The organism is uncultured Lentibacter sp. (assembly GCF_937123735.1).
Classification (GTDB): domain Bacteria; phylum Pseudomonadota; class Alphaproteobacteria; order Rhodobacterales; family Rhodobacteraceae; genus Lentibacter.
This window is the reverse complement of record NZ_CAKZKL010000006.1, coordinates 1-18,017: the sequence shown is the minus strand read 5'-3', so window position 1 is coordinate 18,017 and position 18,017 is coordinate 1. Positions and strand designations below refer to the sequence as shown.

22 protein-coding genes and 2 tRNA genes are annotated in these 18,017 nt (G+C 57.9%); 12 read left to right on the top strand and 12 right to left on the bottom strand.

All coding sequences use genetic code 11. The features are described 5' to 3' along the window. A partial coding sequence (locus tag Q0478_RS14425) for an MlaD family protein (protein ID WP_366914880.1) occupies nt 1–237 on the bottom strand: 237 nt, incomplete at its 3' end. Here Q0478_RS14425 and Q0478_RS01065 point away from each other — a divergent pair. Continuing rightward, nucleotides 177–677 carry an enoyl-CoA hydratase-related protein gene (locus tag Q0478_RS01065; protein WP_298675213.1) on the top strand — a complete coding sequence of 167 codons (501 nt, stop codon included), beginning with the start codon at nt 177–179 and terminating at the stop codon, nt 675–677. The two genes, Q0478_RS14425 and Q0478_RS01065, sit on opposite strands and share 61 nt — an antisense overlap. Before the next feature lie 17 nt (nt 678–694). Here Q0478_RS01065 and Q0478_RS01060 read toward each other — a convergent pair whose 3' ends face one another. Beyond that, a complete protein-coding gene (locus Q0478_RS01060) occupies nt 695–892 on the bottom strand; it encodes a hypothetical protein (RefSeq protein ID WP_366914879.1) in 198 nt (65 codons plus the stop codon). On the opposite strand from Q0478_RS01060, the gene Q0478_RS01055 reads away from it, so the two are divergent. Further along, nucleotides 809–1,069: an alpha-hydroxy-acid oxidizing protein gene (locus tag Q0478_RS01055; protein ID WP_366914878.1), complete on the top strand. Its 261-nt coding sequence runs from the start codon at nt 809–811 to the stop codon at nt 1,067–1,069. The genes Q0478_RS01060 and Q0478_RS01055 overlap by 84 nt on opposite strands. A 30-nt stretch (nt 1,070–1,099) precedes the next feature. Here Q0478_RS01055 and Q0478_RS01050 read toward each other — a convergent pair whose 3' ends face one another. Continuing rightward, entirely contained in the window at nt 1,100–1,531 is a 432-nt protein-coding gene (locus Q0478_RS01050) for a BLUF domain-containing protein (protein WP_298675206.1), read from the bottom strand. Nucleotides 1,532–1,548: 17 nt separating this feature from the next. Then, nucleotides 1,549–1,989, bottom strand: a complete 441-nt coding sequence (locus tag Q0478_RS01045) for a BLUF domain-containing protein (RefSeq protein WP_298675204.1) — start codon at nt 1,987–1,989, stop codon at nt 1,549–1,551. 321 nt (nt 1,990–2,310) lie between these two features. Here Q0478_RS01045 and Q0478_RS01040 point away from each other — a divergent pair, with 321 nt between their 5' ends. From Q0478_RS01040 to Q0478_RS01030, 3 genes are all read left to right on the top strand, one after another. After that, the gene (locus tag Q0478_RS01040; protein WP_298675201.1) at nt 2,311–5,754 is read left to right on the top strand and encodes a pyruvate carboxylase; all 3,444 of its coding nucleotides are present in this window, start codon (nt 2,311–2,313) and stop codon (nt 5,752–5,754) included. Nucleotides 5,755–6,349: 595 nt separating this feature from the next. After that, nucleotides 6,350–6,733 (top strand): MAPEG family protein, encoded by a 384-nt coding sequence (locus Q0478_RS01035; RefSeq protein WP_298675198.1) that lies wholly within the window; start codon nt 6,350–6,352, stop codon nt 6,731–6,733. 84 nt (nt 6,734–6,817) lie between these two features. Further along, a tRNA-Gly gene (locus Q0478_RS01030) sits at nt 6,818–6,892 on the top strand. Nucleotides 6,893–7,115: 223 nt separating this feature from the next. On the opposite strand, the gene Q0478_RS01025 is transcribed toward Q0478_RS01030, so the two are convergent. After that, the gene (locus Q0478_RS01025) at nt 7,116–7,355 is read right to left on the bottom strand and encodes an Lrp/AsnC ligand binding domain-containing protein (RefSeq protein WP_298675195.1); all 240 of its coding nucleotides are present in this window, start codon (nt 7,353–7,355) and stop codon (nt 7,116–7,118) included. A 126-nt stretch (nt 7,356–7,481) separates the two neighbouring features. On the opposite strand from Q0478_RS01025, the gene hisB reads away from it, so the two are divergent. Together hisB and hisH are read left to right on the top strand one after the other, a co-directional pair. Beyond that, nucleotides 7,482–8,069 (top strand): imidazoleglycerol-phosphate dehydratase HisB, encoded by a 588-nt coding sequence (gene hisB / locus Q0478_RS01020; RefSeq protein ID WP_298675192.1) that lies wholly within the window; start codon nt 7,482–7,484, stop codon nt 8,067–8,069. A 58-nt stretch (nt 8,070–8,127) separates the two neighbouring features. Then, the gene (gene hisH, locus Q0478_RS01015; protein ID WP_298675189.1) at nt 8,128–8,766 is read left to right on the top strand and encodes an imidazole glycerol phosphate synthase subunit HisH; all 639 of its coding nucleotides are present in this window, start codon (nt 8,128–8,130) and stop codon (nt 8,764–8,766) included. Here hisH and Q0478_RS01010 read toward each other — a convergent pair whose 3' ends face one another. Both Q0478_RS01010 and Q0478_RS01005 read right to left on the bottom strand, forming a co-directional pair. Beyond that, complete coding sequence (locus Q0478_RS01010) at nt 8,767–9,156, bottom strand: DUF2147 domain-containing protein (RefSeq protein ID WP_298675186.1); 390 nt, start codon at nt 9,154–9,156, stop codon at nt 8,767–8,769. Nucleotides 9,157–9,270: 114 nt separating this feature from the next. After that, nucleotides 9,271–9,669 carry a DUF2147 domain-containing protein gene (locus Q0478_RS01005; RefSeq protein ID WP_298675183.1) on the bottom strand — a complete coding sequence of 133 codons (399 nt, stop codon included), beginning with the start codon at nt 9,667–9,669 and terminating at the stop codon, nt 9,271–9,273. 163 nt (nt 9,670–9,832) lie between these two features. On the opposite strand from Q0478_RS01005, the gene hisA reads away from it, so the two are divergent. Genes hisA through Q0478_RS00990 form a run of 3 tightly spaced genes read left to right on the top strand, consistent with a single transcriptional unit; the run spans nt 9,833 to nt 11,623 of the window. After that, complete coding sequence (gene hisA, locus Q0478_RS01000; RefSeq protein WP_298675180.1) at nt 9,833–10,555, top strand: 1-(5-phosphoribosyl)-5-[(5-phosphoribosylamino)methylideneamino]imidazole-4-carboxamide isomerase; 723 nt, start codon at nt 9,833–9,835, stop codon at nt 10,553–10,555. A gap of 1 nt (nt 10,556) precedes the next feature. Continuing rightward, complete coding sequence (hisF, locus tag Q0478_RS00995; RefSeq protein ID WP_298675177.1) at nt 10,557–11,321, top strand: imidazole glycerol phosphate synthase subunit HisF; 765 nt, start codon at nt 10,557–10,559, stop codon at nt 11,319–11,321. Continuing rightward, nucleotides 11,318–11,623, top strand: a complete 306-nt coding sequence (locus Q0478_RS00990) for a phosphoribosyl-ATP diphosphatase (RefSeq protein ID WP_298675174.1) — start codon at nt 11,318–11,320, stop codon at nt 11,621–11,623. The genes hisF and Q0478_RS00990 overlap by 4 nt, the downstream gene beginning before the upstream one ends. Before the next feature lie 124 nt (nt 11,624–11,747). Here Q0478_RS00990 and Q0478_RS00985 read toward each other — a convergent pair whose 3' ends face one another. Both Q0478_RS00985 and rlmB read right to left on the bottom strand, forming a co-directional pair. After that, on the bottom strand, nt 11,748–12,221 hold the full coding sequence (locus Q0478_RS00985) for a CoA-binding protein (RefSeq protein WP_298675211.1): 474 nt from the start codon (nt 12,219–12,221) through the stop codon (nt 11,748–11,750). A 179-nt stretch (nt 12,222–12,400) separates the two neighbouring features. After that, a complete protein-coding gene (gene rlmB / locus Q0478_RS00980; RefSeq protein ID WP_298675171.1) occupies nt 12,401–13,192 on the bottom strand; it encodes a 23S rRNA (guanosine(2251)-2'-O)-methyltransferase RlmB in 792 nt (263 codons plus the stop codon). Nucleotides 13,193–13,302: 110 nt separating this feature from the next. Between rlmB and Q0478_RS00975 the strand changes: the two genes are divergently transcribed. Further along, nucleotides 13,303–13,386, top strand: a tRNA-Tyr gene (locus Q0478_RS00975). A 67-nt stretch (nt 13,387–13,453) separates the two neighbouring features. On the opposite strand, the gene Q0478_RS00970 is transcribed toward Q0478_RS00975, so the two are convergent. From Q0478_RS00970 to Q0478_RS14420, 3 genes are all read right to left on the bottom strand, one after another. Next, a complete protein-coding gene (locus tag Q0478_RS00970; protein ID WP_298675168.1) occupies nt 13,454–14,101 on the bottom strand; it encodes a DUF882 domain-containing protein in 648 nt (215 codons plus the stop codon). Nucleotides 14,102–14,313: 212 nt separating this feature from the next. Continuing rightward, nucleotides 14,314–17,172, bottom strand: a complete 2,859-nt coding sequence (locus Q0478_RS00965; RefSeq protein WP_298675166.1) for a flagellin — start codon at nt 17,170–17,172, stop codon at nt 14,314–14,316. An 88-nt stretch (nt 17,173–17,260) separates the two neighbouring features. Beyond that, on the bottom strand, nt 17,261–17,512 hold the full coding sequence (locus Q0478_RS14420; RefSeq protein WP_354690002.1) for a helix-turn-helix domain-containing protein: 252 nt from the start codon (nt 17,510–17,512) through the stop codon (nt 17,261–17,263). 98 nt (nt 17,513–17,610) lie between these two features. Between Q0478_RS14420 and Q0478_RS14415 the strand changes: the two genes are divergently transcribed. Continuing rightward, nucleotides 17,611–18,017, top strand: a 407-nt coding sequence (locus Q0478_RS14415; RefSeq protein ID WP_366914877.1) for an Arm DNA-binding domain-containing protein, incomplete at its 3' end; no start/stop codon positions are given.

The window sequence follows — 18,017 nt, the reverse complement described above, 5'->3', positions numbered from 1 at the left end:
TTCGGCGCCAGGCTCTAATACGATAAATTTTGAGCCAAATAGCCCATCTGTATGGATCGCTGCTGAACTGTCTTTTGGGACGACTACGCCATCTTCAATCCAAAACGTGGCGATGGCTCGAAAATTCTCGTTGAGATAGAGTTTTTCACCGGAGCCTACCCGGATTCCGGACAAGAATACGGGGTCTCCCTCGACGAGGCCATCTTGGAGGGGTTGCCATCGGCGGCGGGGCGACAGTGCTGTTTCACTGCGATGTGGTGTACGTGGGTGAAAGCCTGCGCATGCGCCTGCCGTTTGCCACTCTTGGTCTTGTGCCCGAGTGGGGTTCCCGCTACCTGCTGCCGGCCACTATCGGCGCGCAGCGCGCCGCGGAGTTGTTCTACACCGCAGAATGGATCGATGCCGATAAGGCCGTGCATAGAGGTATTGCGGCGGACGCGCTACCTGATGCCGACCTGTTTGATCACGCGCTGGAGAAGGCGCGGGAGATCGCCCAGTGGCCGGTGAATTCCCTGCGCGAAATCAAGCGCAGCCTGCGCCTGCATCACATGGAGGCCATCGACAAGGCCATCAAGGCAGAGCAGGCGGGTATGGAGCGGCAGGTGGGATCCCCGGAGAATATCGAGGCGGTGACGGCATTCATGGAAAAGCGGGCGCCTAACTTCCGCGACCTCTGACCGGGTGTCTCGCCGCTTTACGGCTGCACAAACTCCGTCACTTCCAGGTTGAACCCGGACAGCGCGTTGAAGTGCACCGGCGCCGACATCAGCTTCATCTTGCCCAGCCCGAGGCGCTTCAGGATCTGGGAATGCACCGCGAAGTGCAGCGGGTCGGTGCTGGCGGCATGCGCTCTGGCGCGGACGTGGCCAAGGCGCTGGCTCTGGGGGCCGATTTCGTCATGCTTGGCCGCGCCTGGCACTACGGCCTCGCCGCGCTCGGCGCGCGCGGCCCCGCCCATGTGACCGAGATGCTCACCCAAGACATGCTGGCCAATCTCGGCCAGATCGGAGTCGAAAACCTTGCCGATCTGCCCAAGCGGCTGATCGCCGCGCCCCAAAGCGTTTCATAACTTGCGGCCTCACGTCTCAGGCGCAAGGCTTCAGCCCGACAGGCTGCGAAAGCCCTTCAAAAAGCTGTTCACAAGGCTGCGCACCTCGGGCGCATCTTGCGCAGCACGCCCACCTTCGCTGTAAATGTCATAGATCGAGAGGACCGTCTCCTGCGCCTGTGGCCCCAGCGCCTCGGGCCGCGCAAAGCCCATCCGCCAGCCCGGAAAGGCCCGTGTGGTGATCCTTGTCTGGATCATCGGAATGATCTGCCGGTGGCGCGGGTCCTGCGCGATCCGTTCAAAACAGGCCGCCACCTCTGCCTCAGGCCCCTCCAGAACCTGAAAGAAAGCCCCCTCGTGATACATCAACAGCCCCGTCAGCCCGGACAGGGCGTTGTTGCGCCGCGAGCTTTGCAAGATGCCCTCAAGATCCTCACCAGACAAAGCAGGTCTGGCCGTGCTGAGATAGACAATCCGTTTCATGCCGCAGGCTCCCGCCCCTAACCCGACACCTTCAGGGTCTCAAAAGAGGCCAGGAAATCCCGCACGCGCAGCCGCACGGCCGCATCCTCGCCACGGTCCTCGCTGTCAGGCGGGATCATGTCATAAATCGAGAAAACAGCCTGTTGCAGCTTCTGCGGCATGGTCTCGACCCGCTCATAAGCCATGCGCCACTGCCCAAAGGCGCGCGCCTCCACCGGCCCGGTCTCGATCATCACAAGCCTGTCGTGCCGCCCGTCGCGCATGATGCGGTTAAAGCAGGCCATGACATTGTCCATCTCCCCTTCCAGAACCTGAAAGAAGCGCCCGCGATGAAACACCATCAGCCCCGTGAGCCCATCACGCGCATTGTTGTTGCGCGAGACCGCCAGAATGTCGGGCAGCTCCGACTCCTGAAAAAACGCCGACGCATTGCTGATATAGACCAAACGACTGAGCATGAGACCCTCCTCTCCTTTTGCCAACTCTCGCCCAGCGGTGTTAAAAATTCTTTAAGCCCGGCGCGGCCCGTCGCCCCAAAGCGCAAATTTCTCCTTTGAAAACAGGTCGCAAACTTTCGCACATCCGGCGCACTTATGCTGTGTTTGCCAGCATTCGACGCTATACTGAGCGCAAAAGCATATTGAGCAATTGGTAAAATAACTTTACCAAAAGTCAGATGCCCCTTAAAAGAAACCTGTCGCTGCATCGCAGCAAGCCTGAAAGCCACGCCCGACCACCCAGCGTGACCGCCTGTCAAAGCCCAAGAGGACTGCACTCTCATGCCTGATTTCCAAAAAATCCTGATCGCCAACCGTGGTGAAATCGCCATTCGCATCATGCGTGCGGCCAATGAGATGGGCAAGAAAACCGTCGCTGTCTATGCTGAGGAAGACAAGCTGGGCCTGCACCGTTTCAAGGCTGATGAGGCTTACCGGATCGGCGAGGGCCTCGGGCCGGTCGCGGCTTATCTCAGCATTGACGAAATCATCCGCGTGGCGCGCGCCTCTGGTGCTGATGCCATACATCCGGGCTATGGCCTGCTCTCGGAAAACCCCGAGTTGGTGGATGCCTGTGAGGCCAGCGGCATCACCTTCATTGGCCCCAAGGCCGCCACCATGCGCGCTCTGGGCGACAAGGCCAGCGCGCGCCGCGTGGCCATAGAGGCCGGCGTGCCGGTCATCCCCGCCACCGAAGTGCTCGGCGAGGATATGGACGCAATCATCCGCGAGGCCGAGGCCGTGGGCTTTCCGCTCATGCTCAAGGCAAGCTGGGGCGGCGGCGGGCGCGGGATGCGCCCGATTTTCAACGCAGCCGAGCTGCCGGAGAAAGTCATGGAAGGGCGCCGCGAGGCCGAGGCCGCCTTTGGCAATGGCGAGGGCTATCTGGAAAAGATGATCACCCGCGCGCGCCACGTCGAAGTGCAAATTCTGGGCGACAGCCATGGAAACATCTACCACCTCTGGGAGCGCGACTGCTCGGTGCAGCGGCGCAACCAGAAAGTGGTCGAGCGCGCCCCCGCGCCCTACCTCAGCCAAGCGCAGCGCGACGAAATCTGCGAGCTGGGCCGCAAGATCTGCGCGCATGTGAACTACGAATGCGCCGGCACGGTCGAATTCCTCATGGATATGGACAGCGGCAAGTTCTACTTCATCGAGGTCAACCCGCGCGTGCAGGTCGAACACACCGTGACAGAAGAGGTCACCGGCATCGACATCGTGCAAGCCCAGATCCGCATTGCCGAGGGCAAGACACTGGCCGAGGCCACAGGCAAGCCCTCACAGGCCGATGTGCAGCTCAACGGCCACGCGCTCCAGACACGGATCACCACAGAAGACCCACAAAACAACTTTATCCCCGATTACGGCCGCATCACCGCCTACCGCAGCGCCACAGGCATGGGCATCCGCCTTGACGGCGGCACAGCCTACACCGGCGGCGTGATCACCCGCTACTATGACAGCCTGCTCGTGAAGGTCACCGCCCACGCCCAAACACCCGCAGCGGCGATTGCCCGCATGGACCGCGCCCTGCGCGAGTTCCGCATCCGCGGCGTGAGCACCAACATCGCCTTTGTCGAGAACCTGCTCAAACACCCCACTTTCCTCTCCAATGAATACACCACCAAATTCATCGACGAGACCCCCGATCTCTTCACCTTCAAAAAGCGCCGCGACAGGGGCACAAAAGTGCTCACCTACATCGCCGACATCACCGTAAACGGGCATCCCGAAACAGCCGACCGCCCCAAGCCCGCCGCCGCGCTGAAAGACCCGCGCCCGCCCAAGCGCCTCACAGAGACGCCGGCAAACGGCACGCGCAATCTGCTTGAGGAACAAGGCCCCAAGGCCGTGGCCGACTGGATGCTGGCGCAAAAGCCGCTCCTGCTCACCGACACCACCATGCGCGATGGCCACCAATCCCTGCTCGCCACCCGGATGCGCAGCATCGACATGATCAAGGTCGCCCCCGCCTATGCGGCCAACCTGCCACAGCTCTTCTCGGTGGAGTGCTGGGGGGGCGCGACCTTTGATGTCGCCTACCGCTTTTTGCAGGAATGCCCCTGGCAGCGCCTGCGCGATTTGCGCGCGCGCATGCCCAATGTGATGACCCAAATGCTTTTGCGCGCCTCCAACGGCGTCGGTTACACGAACTACCCCGACAATGTGGTGCAAAGCTTCGTGGCCCAAGCCGCCAAATCGGGCGTCGATGTCTTCCGCGTGTTTGACAGCCTCAACTGGGTCGAAAACATGCGCGTCGCGATGGACGCGGTGCAGGAAAGCGGCAAGATCTGCGAAGGCACGATCTGCTACACAGGCGATATTCTTGACCCGAACCGCGCCAAATACGACCTCAAATATTATGTCGCCATGGCCAAAGAGCTTGAGGCCGCCGGTGCGCATGTGCTGGGCCTGAAGGATATGGCAGGCTTGCTCAAGCCCGCCGCTGCCACCGTGCTCATCAAGGCGCTGAAAGAAGAGCTGAGCATCCCCGTCCACTTTCACACCCACGACACAGCCGGCATCGCCTGCGCCAGCATCCTCGCCGCTGCCGATGCGGGGGTGGATGCCGCCGATTGCGCGATGGACGCTTTCTCGGGCAACACCAGCCAAGCCACCATGGGCACGCTGGTCTCCGCCCTCAGGGGCACACCGCGCGACACAGGCATTGATGTCGCAGCCGTGCGCGCCATCTCGGACTACTGGGAAGAGGTGCGCGGCCACTACACCGCCTTTGAAACGGGCATGCAGGCGCCCTCCTCGGAGGTCTACCTGCACGAAATGCCGGGAGGCCAGTTCACCAACCTCAAGGCACAGGCCGCCAGCCTCGGGCTGGATGGCCGCTGGCCCGAGGTCGCGCGCACCTATGCCGATGTCAACCAGATGTTCGGTGATATCGTCAAAGTGACACCCAGCTCCAAAGTCGTGGGCGATATGGCCCTGATGATGGTGTCCCAGGGCCTCACGCGCGCCGATGTGGAAAGCCCCGACAAAGACGTGGCCTTCCCAGATAGCGTGATCGACATGATGCGCGGCAACCTCGGCCAGCCTCCGGGCGGCTTCCCCGCGGCATTGGTCAAGAAAGTGCTCAAAGGCGAAGCGCCCAGCACCTCGCGCCCCGGCGCGCACCTGCCCCCCGTCGATCTGGAGGAGACCCGCGCCAAAGTGATGCAGGAGCTCGAGGGGCTCAAAATTGATGACGAAGACCTCAACGGCTACCTGATGTATCCGAAAGTCTTCATGGATTACATGGGCCGCCACCGCACCTATGGCCCCGTGCGCACCCTGCCGACCAAAACCTTCTTTTACGGCATGGAGCCGGGCGAGGAGATCACCGCCGAGATCGACCCGGGCAAGACACTGGAAATCCGCCTCTCCGCCGTGGGCGAAACCACCGATGACGGCGAGGTCAAAGTCTTCTTTGAGCTCAACGGCCAGCCGCGCACCATCCGCGTGCCCAACCGGCTTGTGAAGTCCCAAACCGCCCAACGCCCGAAAGCCGAAGAGAACAACCCCGACCATATCGGCGCGCCCATGCCCGGCGTCGTCGCCTCCGTGGTGGTCAGCGCAGGCCAAAGCATCAAGGCTGGCGATATGCTGCTCACCATTGAGGCCATGAAAATGGAAACCGCAATCCACGCCGAACGCGACGCTGTGATCAAGGCCGTCCATGTGCAAACCGGCGGACAGATCGACGCCAAGGATTTGATGATCGAACTGACCTAACCCCACCGCGCAGGGCTGCCCGGATATCGGGTTGCGCTTTGGCTTCGCCAAATCGCCCCGCCGCGTGCGGGAGAACCAGCTAAAGCTGGCATCTCCCGCACGCGGCCTGCTTCAGAAACGTTGGGTCTATACATCACCGCCCCCCAACAACCAGCGCGCCGCCAGAAGGCAAACCGCGCGCATCGGATATTTTCAGAAAGAAAAAAGGAAGCCGCCACTTCTCCCCTTTCACAGCCATCACCGGCACAAAAAAGAGACCTCTGCAGCGCTTCTTCTGGTTCAAAATACCTCGGGGTGAAGAGGCCAAACCGCAGGTTTTGCCTCTGAGGGGCAGCGCCCCTACCGCGACCCGGCGCAGCCGGGGCGCAAAACCTTAATGCCGCAAGAATTCAGCGCACGCAGGCTTAACGAACGGGCCAAATCTGCAAAAACAGCAAACCTGCGTCAGGCGGTGCACGCATGGTGCACGGGGTGTGCACGCATGTCACCCCCCCCGAATCAGCGTCTTGAAAACTGTTAACGCCCGATGGGCGCGCCCGGAAACCTTGCTATTTGGACCCAAAACCACGACGGTTGCCCCAGCTTTGGAGGTTACATGATTACCATCACACCGCTTTATGCCGCCATGGTCGGGCTTTTGTTCCTGGCGCTGAGCCTCAATGTTATCCGCATCCGTTTCAAACACCGTGTGTCGGTCGGAGATGGCGGGGCAAAGGAGGTTGTGAAAGCCATGCGCGTGCAGGCCAACTGTGCGGAATATGCGCCGCTCACGCTTCTTTTGATGACCCTGAGCGAGCTTCAGGGGGCGCCGGGCTGGCTGCTGCATGGCCTGGGGCTGTGTCTGCTGGCAGGGCGCTTGGCCCACGCCTATGGCTTTGGGCGCACACCGCAAGTCGTGGGCCTGCGCCAATGGGGTATGTATCTGACATTTATAGGGCTTTTAACGGCATCCCTGAGCTGCTTGGCTCTGCTTTTCTAACCGATTTGGAAAAAAATGTGTCGATCCGCACTTTTCCTCTTGCGGCTCAGCGCTGCATTTATTAGATCAGCGCTACCCAAGGAAGCGGGCGTAGCTCAGGGGTAGAGCATAACCTTGCCAAGGTTAGGGTCGGGCGTTCGAATCGCCTCGCCCGCTCCAATTTCTCTTCGGAGAAAAAATACAAAGGGTCACCTTCGGGTGGCCCTTCGTCGTTTGTGGCGGTGTCGTTTGTGGCGGTGTTTTCGCTGCGCTGTGCACGCGATGCACGGCACCTTAACCCCAAGTAAAGGTTTTCACCGCACAGTCACAGCACAGTCACCGACCAGTCACCGACCAGTCTCAAAAGAAGGCAGAGATAAAGAATTGCTGAAATTTTATTTTTTCAGAAGGCCTTGAACGTCAGGCTCGTGAGAGAGCGCTCTATCCCGTCAATGTCCAGCAGGCGCTCATTGATAAATTTTCCGATGTCCTCGCCTTTGGGGACATAGACTTTCAACAGCAGGTCCCACTCGCCGCTGGTTGAGTAGAGCTCGGAGTGCAGCTCTTTGAGAACCAGCTCCTCGGCAACCTTGTAGGTCGTTCCGGGCTTACATCTGAGCTGCACGAACACACAATCGGACATGGCTTTCTCCTCGCTTTGCACGCGAGACTGCCACGCGCGTGCAACAGGCGCAACGGCTCTTGTCGCTTGGGGCTTTTCGCTCCCGCCGCATCCGCTTATAAGCACCCAAGAACAAAGGAAAAGCCTATGCGCAAAGCCACGATTCACCGCCAGACAAGCGAAACAGACATCTCGGTTGAGCTGTGCCTTGACGGCACCGGCCGCTATGACAACAAAACAGGCATCGGCTTTTTTGACCACATGCTTGACCAGCTCGCACGCCACGCCATGCTGGATATGACCGTGCGCTGCACCGGGGATTTGCACATTGATGACCACCACTCCGTGGAGGATGTCGGCATCGCTTTAGGCCAGGCGCTGGCCAAAGCCGTGGGGGACAAATCGGGTATCAACCGCTATGGCGCCTGTCTTCTGCCCATGGATGATGCTTTGGTGCGCGCGGCCCTGGATGTCTCCGGGCGCCCCTTTCTTATCTGGCATGTAGACATGCCCACAGCCAAGATCGGCTCCTTTGACACAGAGCTTGTTCGTGAGTTTTTTCAAGCGTTTAGCACACACTCAGGGCTGACCTTGCATGTGGACAAGCTGCATGGCTTGAACAGCCATCACATTGCCGAAGCTGCCTTCAAGGCTGTCGCCCGTGCGCTGCGCATAGCGCTTGAGCCAGACCCGCGCGCAGCCGGCGCGATCCCTTCGACAAAAGGCACGCTCTAAGACTGCTGCCGGCCACCAGAGCCGGTTTTGCGAGCAGCCACGCAAGAAGGATACAGCCATGCTCACTGCCATCGTAGACTATGACAGCGGAAATTTGCACTCCGCTCACAAGGCCTTTGAGCGCATGGCCCGCGAGACGGGTGCGGGAGAGGTCATAGTCACATCCGCCCCCGAAACCCTGCTCACAGCCGATCGGATCGTGTTGCCGGGCGATGGGGCTTTTCCCGCCTGCCGACAAGCGCTTTTTGATCACACGGGTATCTTTGAAGCGATCGAGGATGTGGTGCTCAAGAAGGCCCGCCCGTTCATGGGGATCTGCATTGGAATGCAGATGCTGGCCACGCGTGGGCTTGAATATCAGCCCACCGAAGGGTTTGACTGGATTTCCGGCGAGGTTCAGAAAATTACTCCGTCCAGCACCCTCTTCCGCGTTCCGCACATGGGGTGGAACACACTTGACATCGAGCACCCCCACCCTCTTTTTGAGGGCATAGATTCCGGGAAACACTGCTATTTCGTGCATTCCTACCACTTCGTTGTGGCCGATCCGGCCATGCGCCTCGCCCGCACAGACCATGGTGGTGAGATCACTGCCGTGGTGGGCCGCGACAACCTGGTTGGCGTGCAGTTTCACCCTGAGAAAAGCCAGCAAACAGGCCTGCGCATGATTGCCAATTTTCTCAACTGGTCCCCGTAATCACTTCAGGCGCACCCAGGTCTGGCTGTCACAAATTCCCAACAGGCACCCGCTTATTTTCATACGGTCGCCCGACACCTGCATCCTGCCGTTGAGTGAGCGGTTGAACTTCGGGATCAGCACCCGCCCCCCATAGTTGCCCGCAGATGTTTGAACCATATCCAGCAAGATCATGCGGCCAACATTGGCCGTTTTCACCTCCCGCGCCTGTGCATCATAAGCCTTGACGATTGTTCCACACAGGGCCGCCCCGCATGGCGCTACAGAGACATGCCCCACCTGCCCCTTGTCGTCCGCTTCGGTTCTCCAAAGCCCCAAAGCGCGCTCAGCCTGCGCTGCGCTCGCGAGCAACATACTCAACAACAAACCTGCACGGACCAGCGCGAACATGGGCTTCTCCAACATCAGATATACGGTTATCAACCACCTATGTCAGATATACACCCGCGCGGGCCGGACAGATCCAAAATTGTTGCCGGCCCAAGCGCCTCCGCACTGCTGAGCTCAGTTGAGCTTGGTCCAGGTCTGGCTGGAACAGGGCCAACCGACAGCCAGGCAGCCTTTGAGCTTCAACTGCTTCCCGCTCACCTGCATCTTGCCAACGTAGATCTTGTCATTTGAGGGCCGCCAAACCTTACCCTCGTAAGCGCCGCCCCCCTTGGGTGACATCCCCCGCACGATCTGCTTTCCCTTGTTGGGCGAGCTGTATTCGCCATCAGAGTTGAAGGTCTGCGCGATCGTGCCACAGATATTCTCGCCACAAGGGCCCATCTCAACATGCGCATATGCACCGTCGTCGACCTCGGTTTTCCAGAGCCCGAAAGCCGGATCTGCCAGGGCAGCCCCTGTCATCCAGACGCCCAGCGCCGCGCTCCCAAGAACAGTTTTCACCATCTTCACCATTACATCCTCCCTAAAGCGTTTCACGAGCTGCCAAACAAAAGCCACAGCCTGCTTCACAATGCTGCTGATCAGCGATTCCAAGCAAGACTGACTTGAGGTCACATTGCAATTCGCGCCCATGCGTGCATAAACCCCTCAACGCCAAACATGCAGGACCAAACAAATGATCCTTTACCCCGCAATTGACCTAAAAGACGGCCGCGCCGTGCGCCTTGTGCACGGGGAAATGGATCAGGAAACCGTCTTCAACGAAAACCCCGCAGCCCAGGCTTTGGAGTTTGTGTCTGCGGGCTGCGAATGGCTGCATCTGGTTGATCTCAACGGGGCGTTCGCCGGCACCCCCATCAATGCCGAGCCGGTGGAAGAAATCCTCAAGCAATGCCCTGTCCCGGCACAGCTAGGCGGTGGCATCCGGGATATGGCCACGATCGAACGCTGGATCACCAAAGGTCTCGCCCGTGTGATCCTCGGTACAATGGCCGTCGAAAACCCCCAACTTGTGCGCGATGCCGCGCACGAATTCCCCGGCAAGATCGCCGTAGGCATTGATGCCCGTCACGGCAAAGTTGCCACAAAAGGCTGGGCCACAGAAACCGATGTCGATGCCACCGATCTCGCCAAATCCTTCGAAGATGCCGGCGTCTGCGCCATCATCTACACCGACATCCTGCGCGATGGTGCCATGAAAGGCCCCAATGTCTCGGCAACCGCCGCCCTCGGCCGGGCCGTCTCCATCCCGGTGATCGCCTCCGGTGGCGTGTCCTCACTGGCAGATTTGGAGGCGCTCAAAACCTGCGACGCGCCGCTCAACGGCGCCATCTCCGGCCGCGCGCTCTATGATGGCGCGATTGACCTTGCCCAAGCGCTCAAGCTGATGAAGGCGTGACATGCTAAAAACCCGCATCATCCCCTGCCTGGATGTCGCCGATGGCCGTGTTGTCAAAGGTGTAAATTTTGTTGATCTGGTCGATGCAGGCGATCCTGTGGATGCCGCCAAAGCCTATGACGCTGCCGGCGCAGATGAGCTCTGTTTCCTTGACATACACGCCACACACGAGAACCGTGGTACCATGTTTGACATGGTCACCCGCACCGCAGAACAATGTTATATCCCGCTCACAGTGGGCGGTGGCGTGCGCACCGTCTCTGACGTGCGTGATCTGCTGCTCGCAGGGGCTGACAAAGTCAGCTTCAACTCCGCAGCTGTCGCCAATCCCGATGTTGTGGGCGAAGCGGCGGCCCATTTCGGCTCCCAATGCATTGTCGTGGCGATTGACGCCAAAACCGTTGCTCCCGGAAAATGGGAGATATTCACCCACGGCGGGCGCAAAGCCACAGGGATTGACGCCATCAGATTTGCCAAACAGGCCGCCAGAAATGGCGCCGGCGAAATCCTGCTCACATCCATGGACCGGGACGGCACAAAAGCCGGCTACAATTTGCCACTCACCCGCGCCATCGCCGATGCGGTCAGCATCCCTGTCATCGCGTCCGGCGGTGTCGGCACATTGCAGCACCTCGTAGACGGGGTCACAGAAGGCCACGCCAGCGCCGTTCTGGCCGCCTCAATCTTTCACTTCGGAACCTATTCCATAGCCGAGGCCAAGGCCCATATGCAGGCGGCCGGCATCCCCATGAGGATCGAAGAATGACCCTTGAAGAGCTGCAAGACATCATCGCCACCCGCGCCAAGGCCTCTGCCCAGGACAGCTGGACAGCCAAGCTTCTCGCTCAGGGCAATGACAAGGTCGCCGAAAAGCTCGGGGAAGAAGCCATTGAAACGGTTATCGAAGCGGTCAAAGGCAATAAGGCTGGCCTCACCTCCGAGGCCGCCGACCTCATTTTTCACCTTCTCGTCGTGCTGCACGCCAACGAGCTGCACATAAGCGATGTCCTTGTCGAACTCGCCCGCCGTCAAAACCAATCAGGCCTCGCTGAAAAAGCCGCGCGCTAACTGCCCCTTTCTTATTGCCTCAAATATCCTAGGGGGTCTGGGGGACTAGTCCCCCAGTCTATCTTGTGGTCTGGGGGCAAAGCCCCCAGCCGGTCGACGCGCCAAAGGCGCGGCGAAACCTCTTTCAAAGTTTCGAGCTGATCACCCCGGTGTTAAACCCGCCCTTGCGCAACTCGCCAAACAGCCGCTGATGCTCGATCTTGGGGCAACGATCCATGACCACATCAACGCCGCGTGCGCGCGCATATGCGGCGGCCTCTTCATGCACCACGCCGATCTGCATCCAGATGGTTTGCAACCCCGGCAACCGCTCCAGGGCCTCCTCAACAATTGGCATAACATCCTCGGAACGACGAAAAATATCGAGAAAATCGCAGTCCTGGGGGACATCCGCCAGACTTGCGACATACGGCAGCCCAAGAAAACTCTGCCCCACATAGGCAGGGTTCACCGGCGTCAGCGCATAGCCGCGCAACTTGAGATAGCGCCCAACAAAAAAGCTGGGTCGCGTTTGCTTGCTGGACAAGCCAACAACGGCAACGCGCTGTGCGCGCGCAAGAATATCTTTCAAAAAGCGGTCCGAATACTGCTCGCGCATGTCCAAAGCCTCCGGAATACGATGTGTCAAAAAAAAGCGCCCAAGTCGAGCTTGAGCGCAGTTGCGGAACGAGGGACAGTATAACAAAGGCAGATGTTCCACCCTGCCTCTGAGCAATACTTAGGGGCACCTTCAAACTTATAAAGGGGCGGTAAAGAAGCTGTGATCATGATGTGACGTTACCCCGGATGACGCAGCGTAGCCGCATAGAGCGCAACAGCCGCCGCATTGGAGACATTCAGCGAGCCAAACGCACCGGCAAAGTCAATGCGCGCCAGAACATCACATTGTTCTTTGGTTTTTTCCCGCAGCCCCGGCCCTTCTGCGCCCAACACAAGGGCAATAGGCCGGTCGGCAAACCGGGCGAGTTCTGCTGGCAGCTCTGCTGAGGCCTCCCCATCCAGTCCGATCAGGAAATACCCATAGCCCTTGAGCTCTTCCATCACTCTTGCCAGGTTGGTCACACGCAAATAGGGCTGTCGCTCAAGAGCCCCACTCGCAGTTTTGGCCAAAGCGCCTGTTTCCGGCGCAGCGTGTCGTTTGGTGCCGATCACAGCACGAGCCCCAAACACTTCTGCCGAGCGCAAGATGGCGCCGACATTGTGCGGATCTGACACCCGATCCAACAACAAGACCCGCGCTGGGCGCGCGTCCCCGCCGCTGACACAGGCATCTGCCACCGACCCCCAGTCCAGTGGCTTCACCTCAAGCGCAGCCCCCTGATGCACTGAATTCGGGTCCAAAGGTGCCGCAAACTTGCGCGGGTCAGACAGCTCGGGTGTTATCCCACTTTGGGCAATCACATCTGCAAGTTTGTCCTGCGCATTGCGCGTCACAATCAGGCGCAGCTTGGCCCTGTCCGGATTGGCCAGAGCATCCCGCACGGCGTGCAGACCAAACAACCAAACCGTCTCTGAGGCCTCGGCCTTCTTGCCACGCTCTTTCTCAACGACCCACTTTGGCTTTTTCATCATGTGACCTAATTTTTTTCGCTCTAGGAAATTTTCTTCTTCCTCTGCCGCTTATCATGCCAATTTGCAGTTGACGACCCTCAGCATCACAAGTAATCACCGCCCTCAGTGGGCGACAGGCCGCAAGGTGTGGCAGGGGACTGTAACTCCCTCGCGGAGACGCACGCCTGGTTCGATTCCAGGGTCGCCCACCACTTTTCACCAGCCAAAAATGCCCTTTCAAAGCTGTTCAGGTCGATGAGCCGTTGGGTTTTGCGCGGTTCACGAAAGCCCCCAGGCGCGGCGGCTGCCACTGTCAATATGCACAAAGCTCGCATAGCCTCCAACCCCGCCAAGGCCCAGCTCCTTGGCCAGCCGGATCGTCTCCCGGATCGGCACATGCGGGAGGCTGAAATCAATCGCTCGCGCCTGTATGTGCATGGAATGTTTCGCAACACCATTCGTCTTGCGTCGAAGCATCTCGTTTGTGGCGCGGCTACGATACCCCGACAAAAACCGCACTTCGCCTGAAAACCCGTTGCGGCGCGCCTTTTGTTGCAGCTCCAGCAGGCCCAACACCAACTGGGGGTCTATCGGCTTGACCTCGTTGCGCCGCCAGTCGCGCATGAAGTGATTGGCCCGGGCCAGCTCGGTATAGTCAAGCCCCGTCCCCGTTACGGGCTGCACAGCAATGTGCTCATCGGTGTTGGCATTCCACATCGCGAGCGTGGTGTTGCCTGACAACAAAAGCCGCGGTGCCCGTGGCACCACCTGCTCAGGGTTGGAAGGCAGCTCATCCGGCTCAAAAGGGTCAAAGAACCCGGTGTTGCGGCTCATGTCGATCAAAGGCTTGTTGGGAGATTTGAAGAACAGGCTGTCTCCCCGGATCGCCCCCTCTAGGGCCGGGGCCACATCGGGCCGTGTCGCCAATGCAGCACATGCTCCTGCCAAAAAGCGCCTGCGATCCACCTCAAATCCTTTCCTAAGCTTCTTCGCTCTGTGCAAAAAGCTTGCCAAGGCCAACACCCTAGCGCGCAAGCCTGAAGATCCTGTTACTTTCGCCAAGACTGGCCGAAAAACCACTTTCCCTGCAAAAAGGCCCCCCAAACCGGGAGGCCTTTTCAAATTTATGAACGCGGGTCTTAACCTTGCAGCAAGCTCAGAACGCCTTGCTTGGAAGCATTGGCCTGCGCGAGCATCGCTGTTGCCGCCTGGCTCATGATCTGCGACTTGGTCAGCTCACCTGTCACCTGGGCAAAATCCGCATCTTCAATCCGCGACTGCGACGCTTCGGTATTCACGATAACATTTCCAAGGTTGCTGATCGTGTGATCAAGACGGTTTGACAATGCACCCAACTCAGAGCGTGCGGAGTTGATGTTCTCCAGCGCCCGGTCCACGGCTTCGACAGCCAAGGTGGCAGTTGAAGATGACAAGGCATCAATGGATGCAATGCTGTCATAGGAACTTGAAAACGCGTCGTCGTTCAAGATTTTGCCAACGCCCTGACCGACTTTTGGAGCAACCGTCATCTCGCCTGTGCCATCAGATTTGAAGTCGGAAATATCCACTTTTCCACCGAGGGCGTTTGATAGCGTGATCACGTCGTCCGTAACGGATGCAGTAATGTGGCTCATGTTTGCTGCACTCAAGGCCGATTGGATCTCTGTCAGGATATCCGCTGGCTCTCCGAGGCCATTTGTCGTTGCCGCGTCGGCAGCAACGTCAGTGGCGCGCACGGTTGCCGTAGAGCTGCCATCAGAGATCTTGAACGAGTATTTGTCCGCCGTCGGGCTAAAGCTCAGCTCAACCTCCGTGGCAACAGCTGCGCCAGATGCGTTGACCTGCACAGAGGCGCCATCACCGGCGTTTTCCAAGGTGCCGGAGCCACCCTGTCCGGCCGCATTAGCCGCTGAAATTTGGCCACCTGACTCCGAGGAGAAGCCGTGAAGAGCAAATTCTGTTCCATCTGCTTTGGTAAGGATCAGTTCGCTGCCCTCAATGCTGGCCGTAACACCAGTGGTCGAGTTTTGCGAGTTGATCGTGTTCATCGCAGCCGTCAAGCTGCCGCCTACCACGTCGAATGTAAATGTGGCGTCGCTTTCAGTGCTTGAACCACCGCCGGATCCGTCGGCGTCCATGCTGATAGTATAGCGATCATTGGCGGAAAAGCTGAGCGACATGCGCGACGCTTCGGCTTGCACACCGTCATTCGAGCTGACGATATTGCCGTCTACCATTGAAATGACCCCGGTGTCGTCGCCAATGTTGACATCTGTAGCAGTCGCTTGCAGGAAGAACGCGTCTCCTTCAGTGACCGCATCAATCCCGGGAGATGCCAATGCTGTGGTGCCCAGGAAGCTCAGCGCAGCACCAGTATTGTTTACAATCTCCAAAACACCGCCATTGTTTGTAGCGGTGACATCAATACCGCCAGCAGCTGAGATTTCTTCCGCAACACGACTTAGCTCCGCATTAAAGTCCTTAGTCGCGCCATCAACAACGTAAGTTTGGGACCCGCCGATATCGAGCTTAAAGGTATAGCTTAGGTCTTGATTAGAAAACTGGAGACGTCCAGTTTTTGCAGCATCGATATCAAGAACGGTGCCACCAGAAGCCCCTGTATTGGATGAAAAGTATTCACCATTTTCAATCGTCACAGGAGAACTGGACGAGATATCCTGCTCGACTGTTACGAAGCCAGGAGAGACCGCAGCAGAGGTAACCTTCTGAAAGCCAGAAACGTTTATAGCAGCACCAGTTGTATCAGACATCCGAAGCTGAATTGAAGTGCCGCTTACGGAGCCCGTTGTATCCACAGCCGCAGTAGCTGCTCCGCTCGTGTTTTCGATCGCTGCATCGATATCAGCAGCTACATCGGCGAGAAGCCCAGCAATGTTTCCGCCAGTCGCCTTCGCAATACCCGCTGCGGTTGCGTCTACTTTAACTAGAGTGTCGTTGACGCGGAACTGATAAGAATGCCCCTCCTCAAGCTGTAGAGTTGACGTTGAGGTGGTCGCCGTTGTGCCGCCCGTGTTCAGAAGGCTTGTCAACTCCGTGGTGTTCTCGAGCGTGACGGAATCTGCGGTTGTGTTCGTGACCGGGTTTACGGTCATTGTGCCAGCACCATCAGATGCAAAGCTGGTGATGTCGATTTCGGTACCAGACTTGTTCGTCAAAGTAACGGTTGTGCCGCTCACGGAGGCTTCTACCAAGCCTGCCAGATTTCGGCCAGTGTAGCCAGTGGCAGATGTGGCTGCGACGGCTGTGTTGATCTTGTCTGCAACGTCTTGAGCCGAATACCCGGAAACTGATGCGTTAGAAATCACCAACTGCTCGTTTGTGGCGCCGGTGCCGGCTTCATTGTCAAACACCAAGGTGAAGTCATAGCTGTCATTGCCATTGAACGTGAGGTTCACGACATTTTCAACCGCGGCCGTTCCTTGAGCTGTGGCCGACACGGCACCTGCCCCTGTCAGCGCCGAAGAAGATGCACCAAGAGAACTTGTGCTCATGTCCGCGATGTTGAAAGATAAATTCTCGCCCGACTTGGCGCCGATTTGGAAGGTTGTTCCTTGCTGTGATCCGTCAAGCAAAGTTTGATCATTGAACCGTGTGTTCTCTACAACCCTATCAATTTCAGTTTTCAGCTGCGTGATCTCGTTGTTCAGGTTCTTGCGGTCCTGCGTGTTCATCGTGTCGCTTGCCGCTTGAAGGGAAAGCTCTCTCATGCGCTGGAGCATGTTTGTGATTTCATCCATCGCACCTTCGGCAGTTGCGATCATATTCTGACCGTCGCCGGCGTTTTGGATCGCCTGCTGCAATCCGCGCACCTGGCTTTCCATGCGTGTCGCGATGCTGAGGCCGGCTGCGTCGTCAGCGGCCGAGTTGATGCGCTTGCCCGAAGAGAGCTGCTGCATCGCAGATTCCATCTCTTTGTTAACCTTGCTGAGGTTATACTGGGCGTTTATCGACGCGGTGTTTGTATTGCGCGGATTCACCTAAGCGGAACTGCACTTAAGCTATTGATTTCAAACAATGCATGAAGGTTTTAGAAATTGCTTAAGCTAGAAATATAACGCTCAAACGTCATTCCTGACGGATAGACACTCCCAGCCGCCCGTCTGCCATGTCAAAGGTTACCCCAACGGTCGCAAAACCATCGACTAGCTTCTGAAGAGTAGCAACTCGCAATCCATCGAAGCTGCCCGTTTGGCTAGCTGCTGCTTCAATGCGCTTGATTGTTCCAAGGCTGACACTCGTTAGCTCCGCCAACTGTAACTGAGAAAGGCCAGCTAGGGCCCGCGCGGCAGCGAGCTGTCTGGGCGTAATAGAGAGCATGAATCAACCTCAGTAAGTTTTCCTAACTATTACAAAGACCCTTGTTCATAGTCCATCATGACAATATATTAGTCTTTAGAGCTATTTATGGAGACCAAATGTCTAATATAAAGTTCACAGAAGCTAATTTGAGGCGCATTCCACACAGCAAATCTAAATTACCCGTAATATATAGAGATTCGCGCTACCCCAGTCTGTACTTTTACTCAGGCATGAAACGGAAAGCTTTTCATTTTAGATTTAGACACTTGGGTCGCTCTAAGATCATTATGCTCGGTAGGTACCCAGTTCTGAGCCTAGACGACATCTTAGAAATCTATGCAGATTACAGGAATATGGTTGCTAAAGGGTTAGACCCTAAGGAGGAGCAACGCGCACGACGTACTGTGCCAACTTTCAGTAGCTTCTTTCAAGATTACTATTTCCCACACATCAAATTTAGAAAGAAAAGCTGGCGTCACGATCGCGCGCACTTTGACCACCATCTACAAAGACATTTCGGAAA

Bases quoted from the DNA above. Each gene is read 5' to 3' on its own strand.
- Q0478_RS01055 (WP_366914878.1), top strand. From the start codon at position 809: ATGCACCGCGAAGTGCAGCGGGTCGGTGCTGGCGGCATGCGCTCTGGC.
- Q0478_RS01050 (WP_298675206.1), bottom strand. From the start codon at position 1,531: ATGAAACGGATTGTCTATCTCAGCACGGCCAGACCTGCTTTGTCTGGT.
- Q0478_RS01045 (WP_298675204.1), bottom strand. From the start codon at position 1,989: ATGCTCAGTCGTTTGGTCTATATCAGCAATGCGTCGGCGTTTTTTCAG.
- Q0478_RS01040 (WP_298675201.1), top strand. From the start codon at position 2,311: ATGCCTGATTTCCAAAAAATCCTGATCGCCAACCGTGGTGAAATCGCC.
- Q0478_RS01035 (WP_298675198.1), top strand. From the start codon at position 6,350: ATGATTACCATCACACCGCTTTATGCCGCCATGGTCGGGCTTTTGTTC.
- Q0478_RS01025 (WP_298675195.1), bottom strand. From the start codon at position 7,355: ATGTCCGATTGTGTGTTCGTGCAGCTCAGATGTAAGCCCGGAACGACC.
- hisB (WP_298675192.1), top strand. From the start codon at position 7,482: ATGCGCAAAGCCACGATTCACCGCCAGACAAGCGAAACAGACATCTCG.
- hisH (WP_298675189.1), top strand. From the start codon at position 8,128: ATGCTCACTGCCATCGTAGACTATGACAGCGGAAATTTGCACTCCGCT.
- Q0478_RS01010 (WP_298675186.1), bottom strand. From the start codon at position 9,156: ATGTTCGCGCTGGTCCGTGCAGGTTTGTTGTTGAGTATGTTGCTCGCG.
- Q0478_RS01005 (WP_298675183.1), bottom strand. From the start codon at position 9,669: ATGGTGAAGATGGTGAAAACTGTTCTTGGGAGCGCGGCGCTGGGCGTC.
- hisA (WP_298675180.1), top strand. From the start codon at position 9,833: ATGATCCTTTACCCCGCAATTGACCTAAAAGACGGCCGCGCCGTGCGC.
- hisF (WP_298675177.1), top strand. From the start codon at position 10,557: ATGCTAAAAACCCGCATCATCCCCTGCCTGGATGTCGCCGATGGCCGT.
- Q0478_RS00990 (WP_298675174.1), top strand. From the start codon at position 11,318: ATGACCCTTGAAGAGCTGCAAGACATCATCGCCACCCGCGCCAAGGCC.
- Q0478_RS00985 (WP_298675211.1), bottom strand. From the start codon at position 12,221: ATGCGCGAGCAGTATTCGGACCGCTTTTTGAAAGATATTCTTGCGCGC.
- rlmB (WP_298675171.1), bottom strand. From the start codon at position 13,192: ATGAAAAAGCCAAAGTGGGTCGTTGAGAAAGAGCGTGGCAAGAAGGCC.
- Q0478_RS14420 (WP_354690002.1), bottom strand. From the start codon at position 17,512: ATGCTCTCTATTACGCCCAGACAGCTCGCTGCCGCGCGGGCCCTAGCT.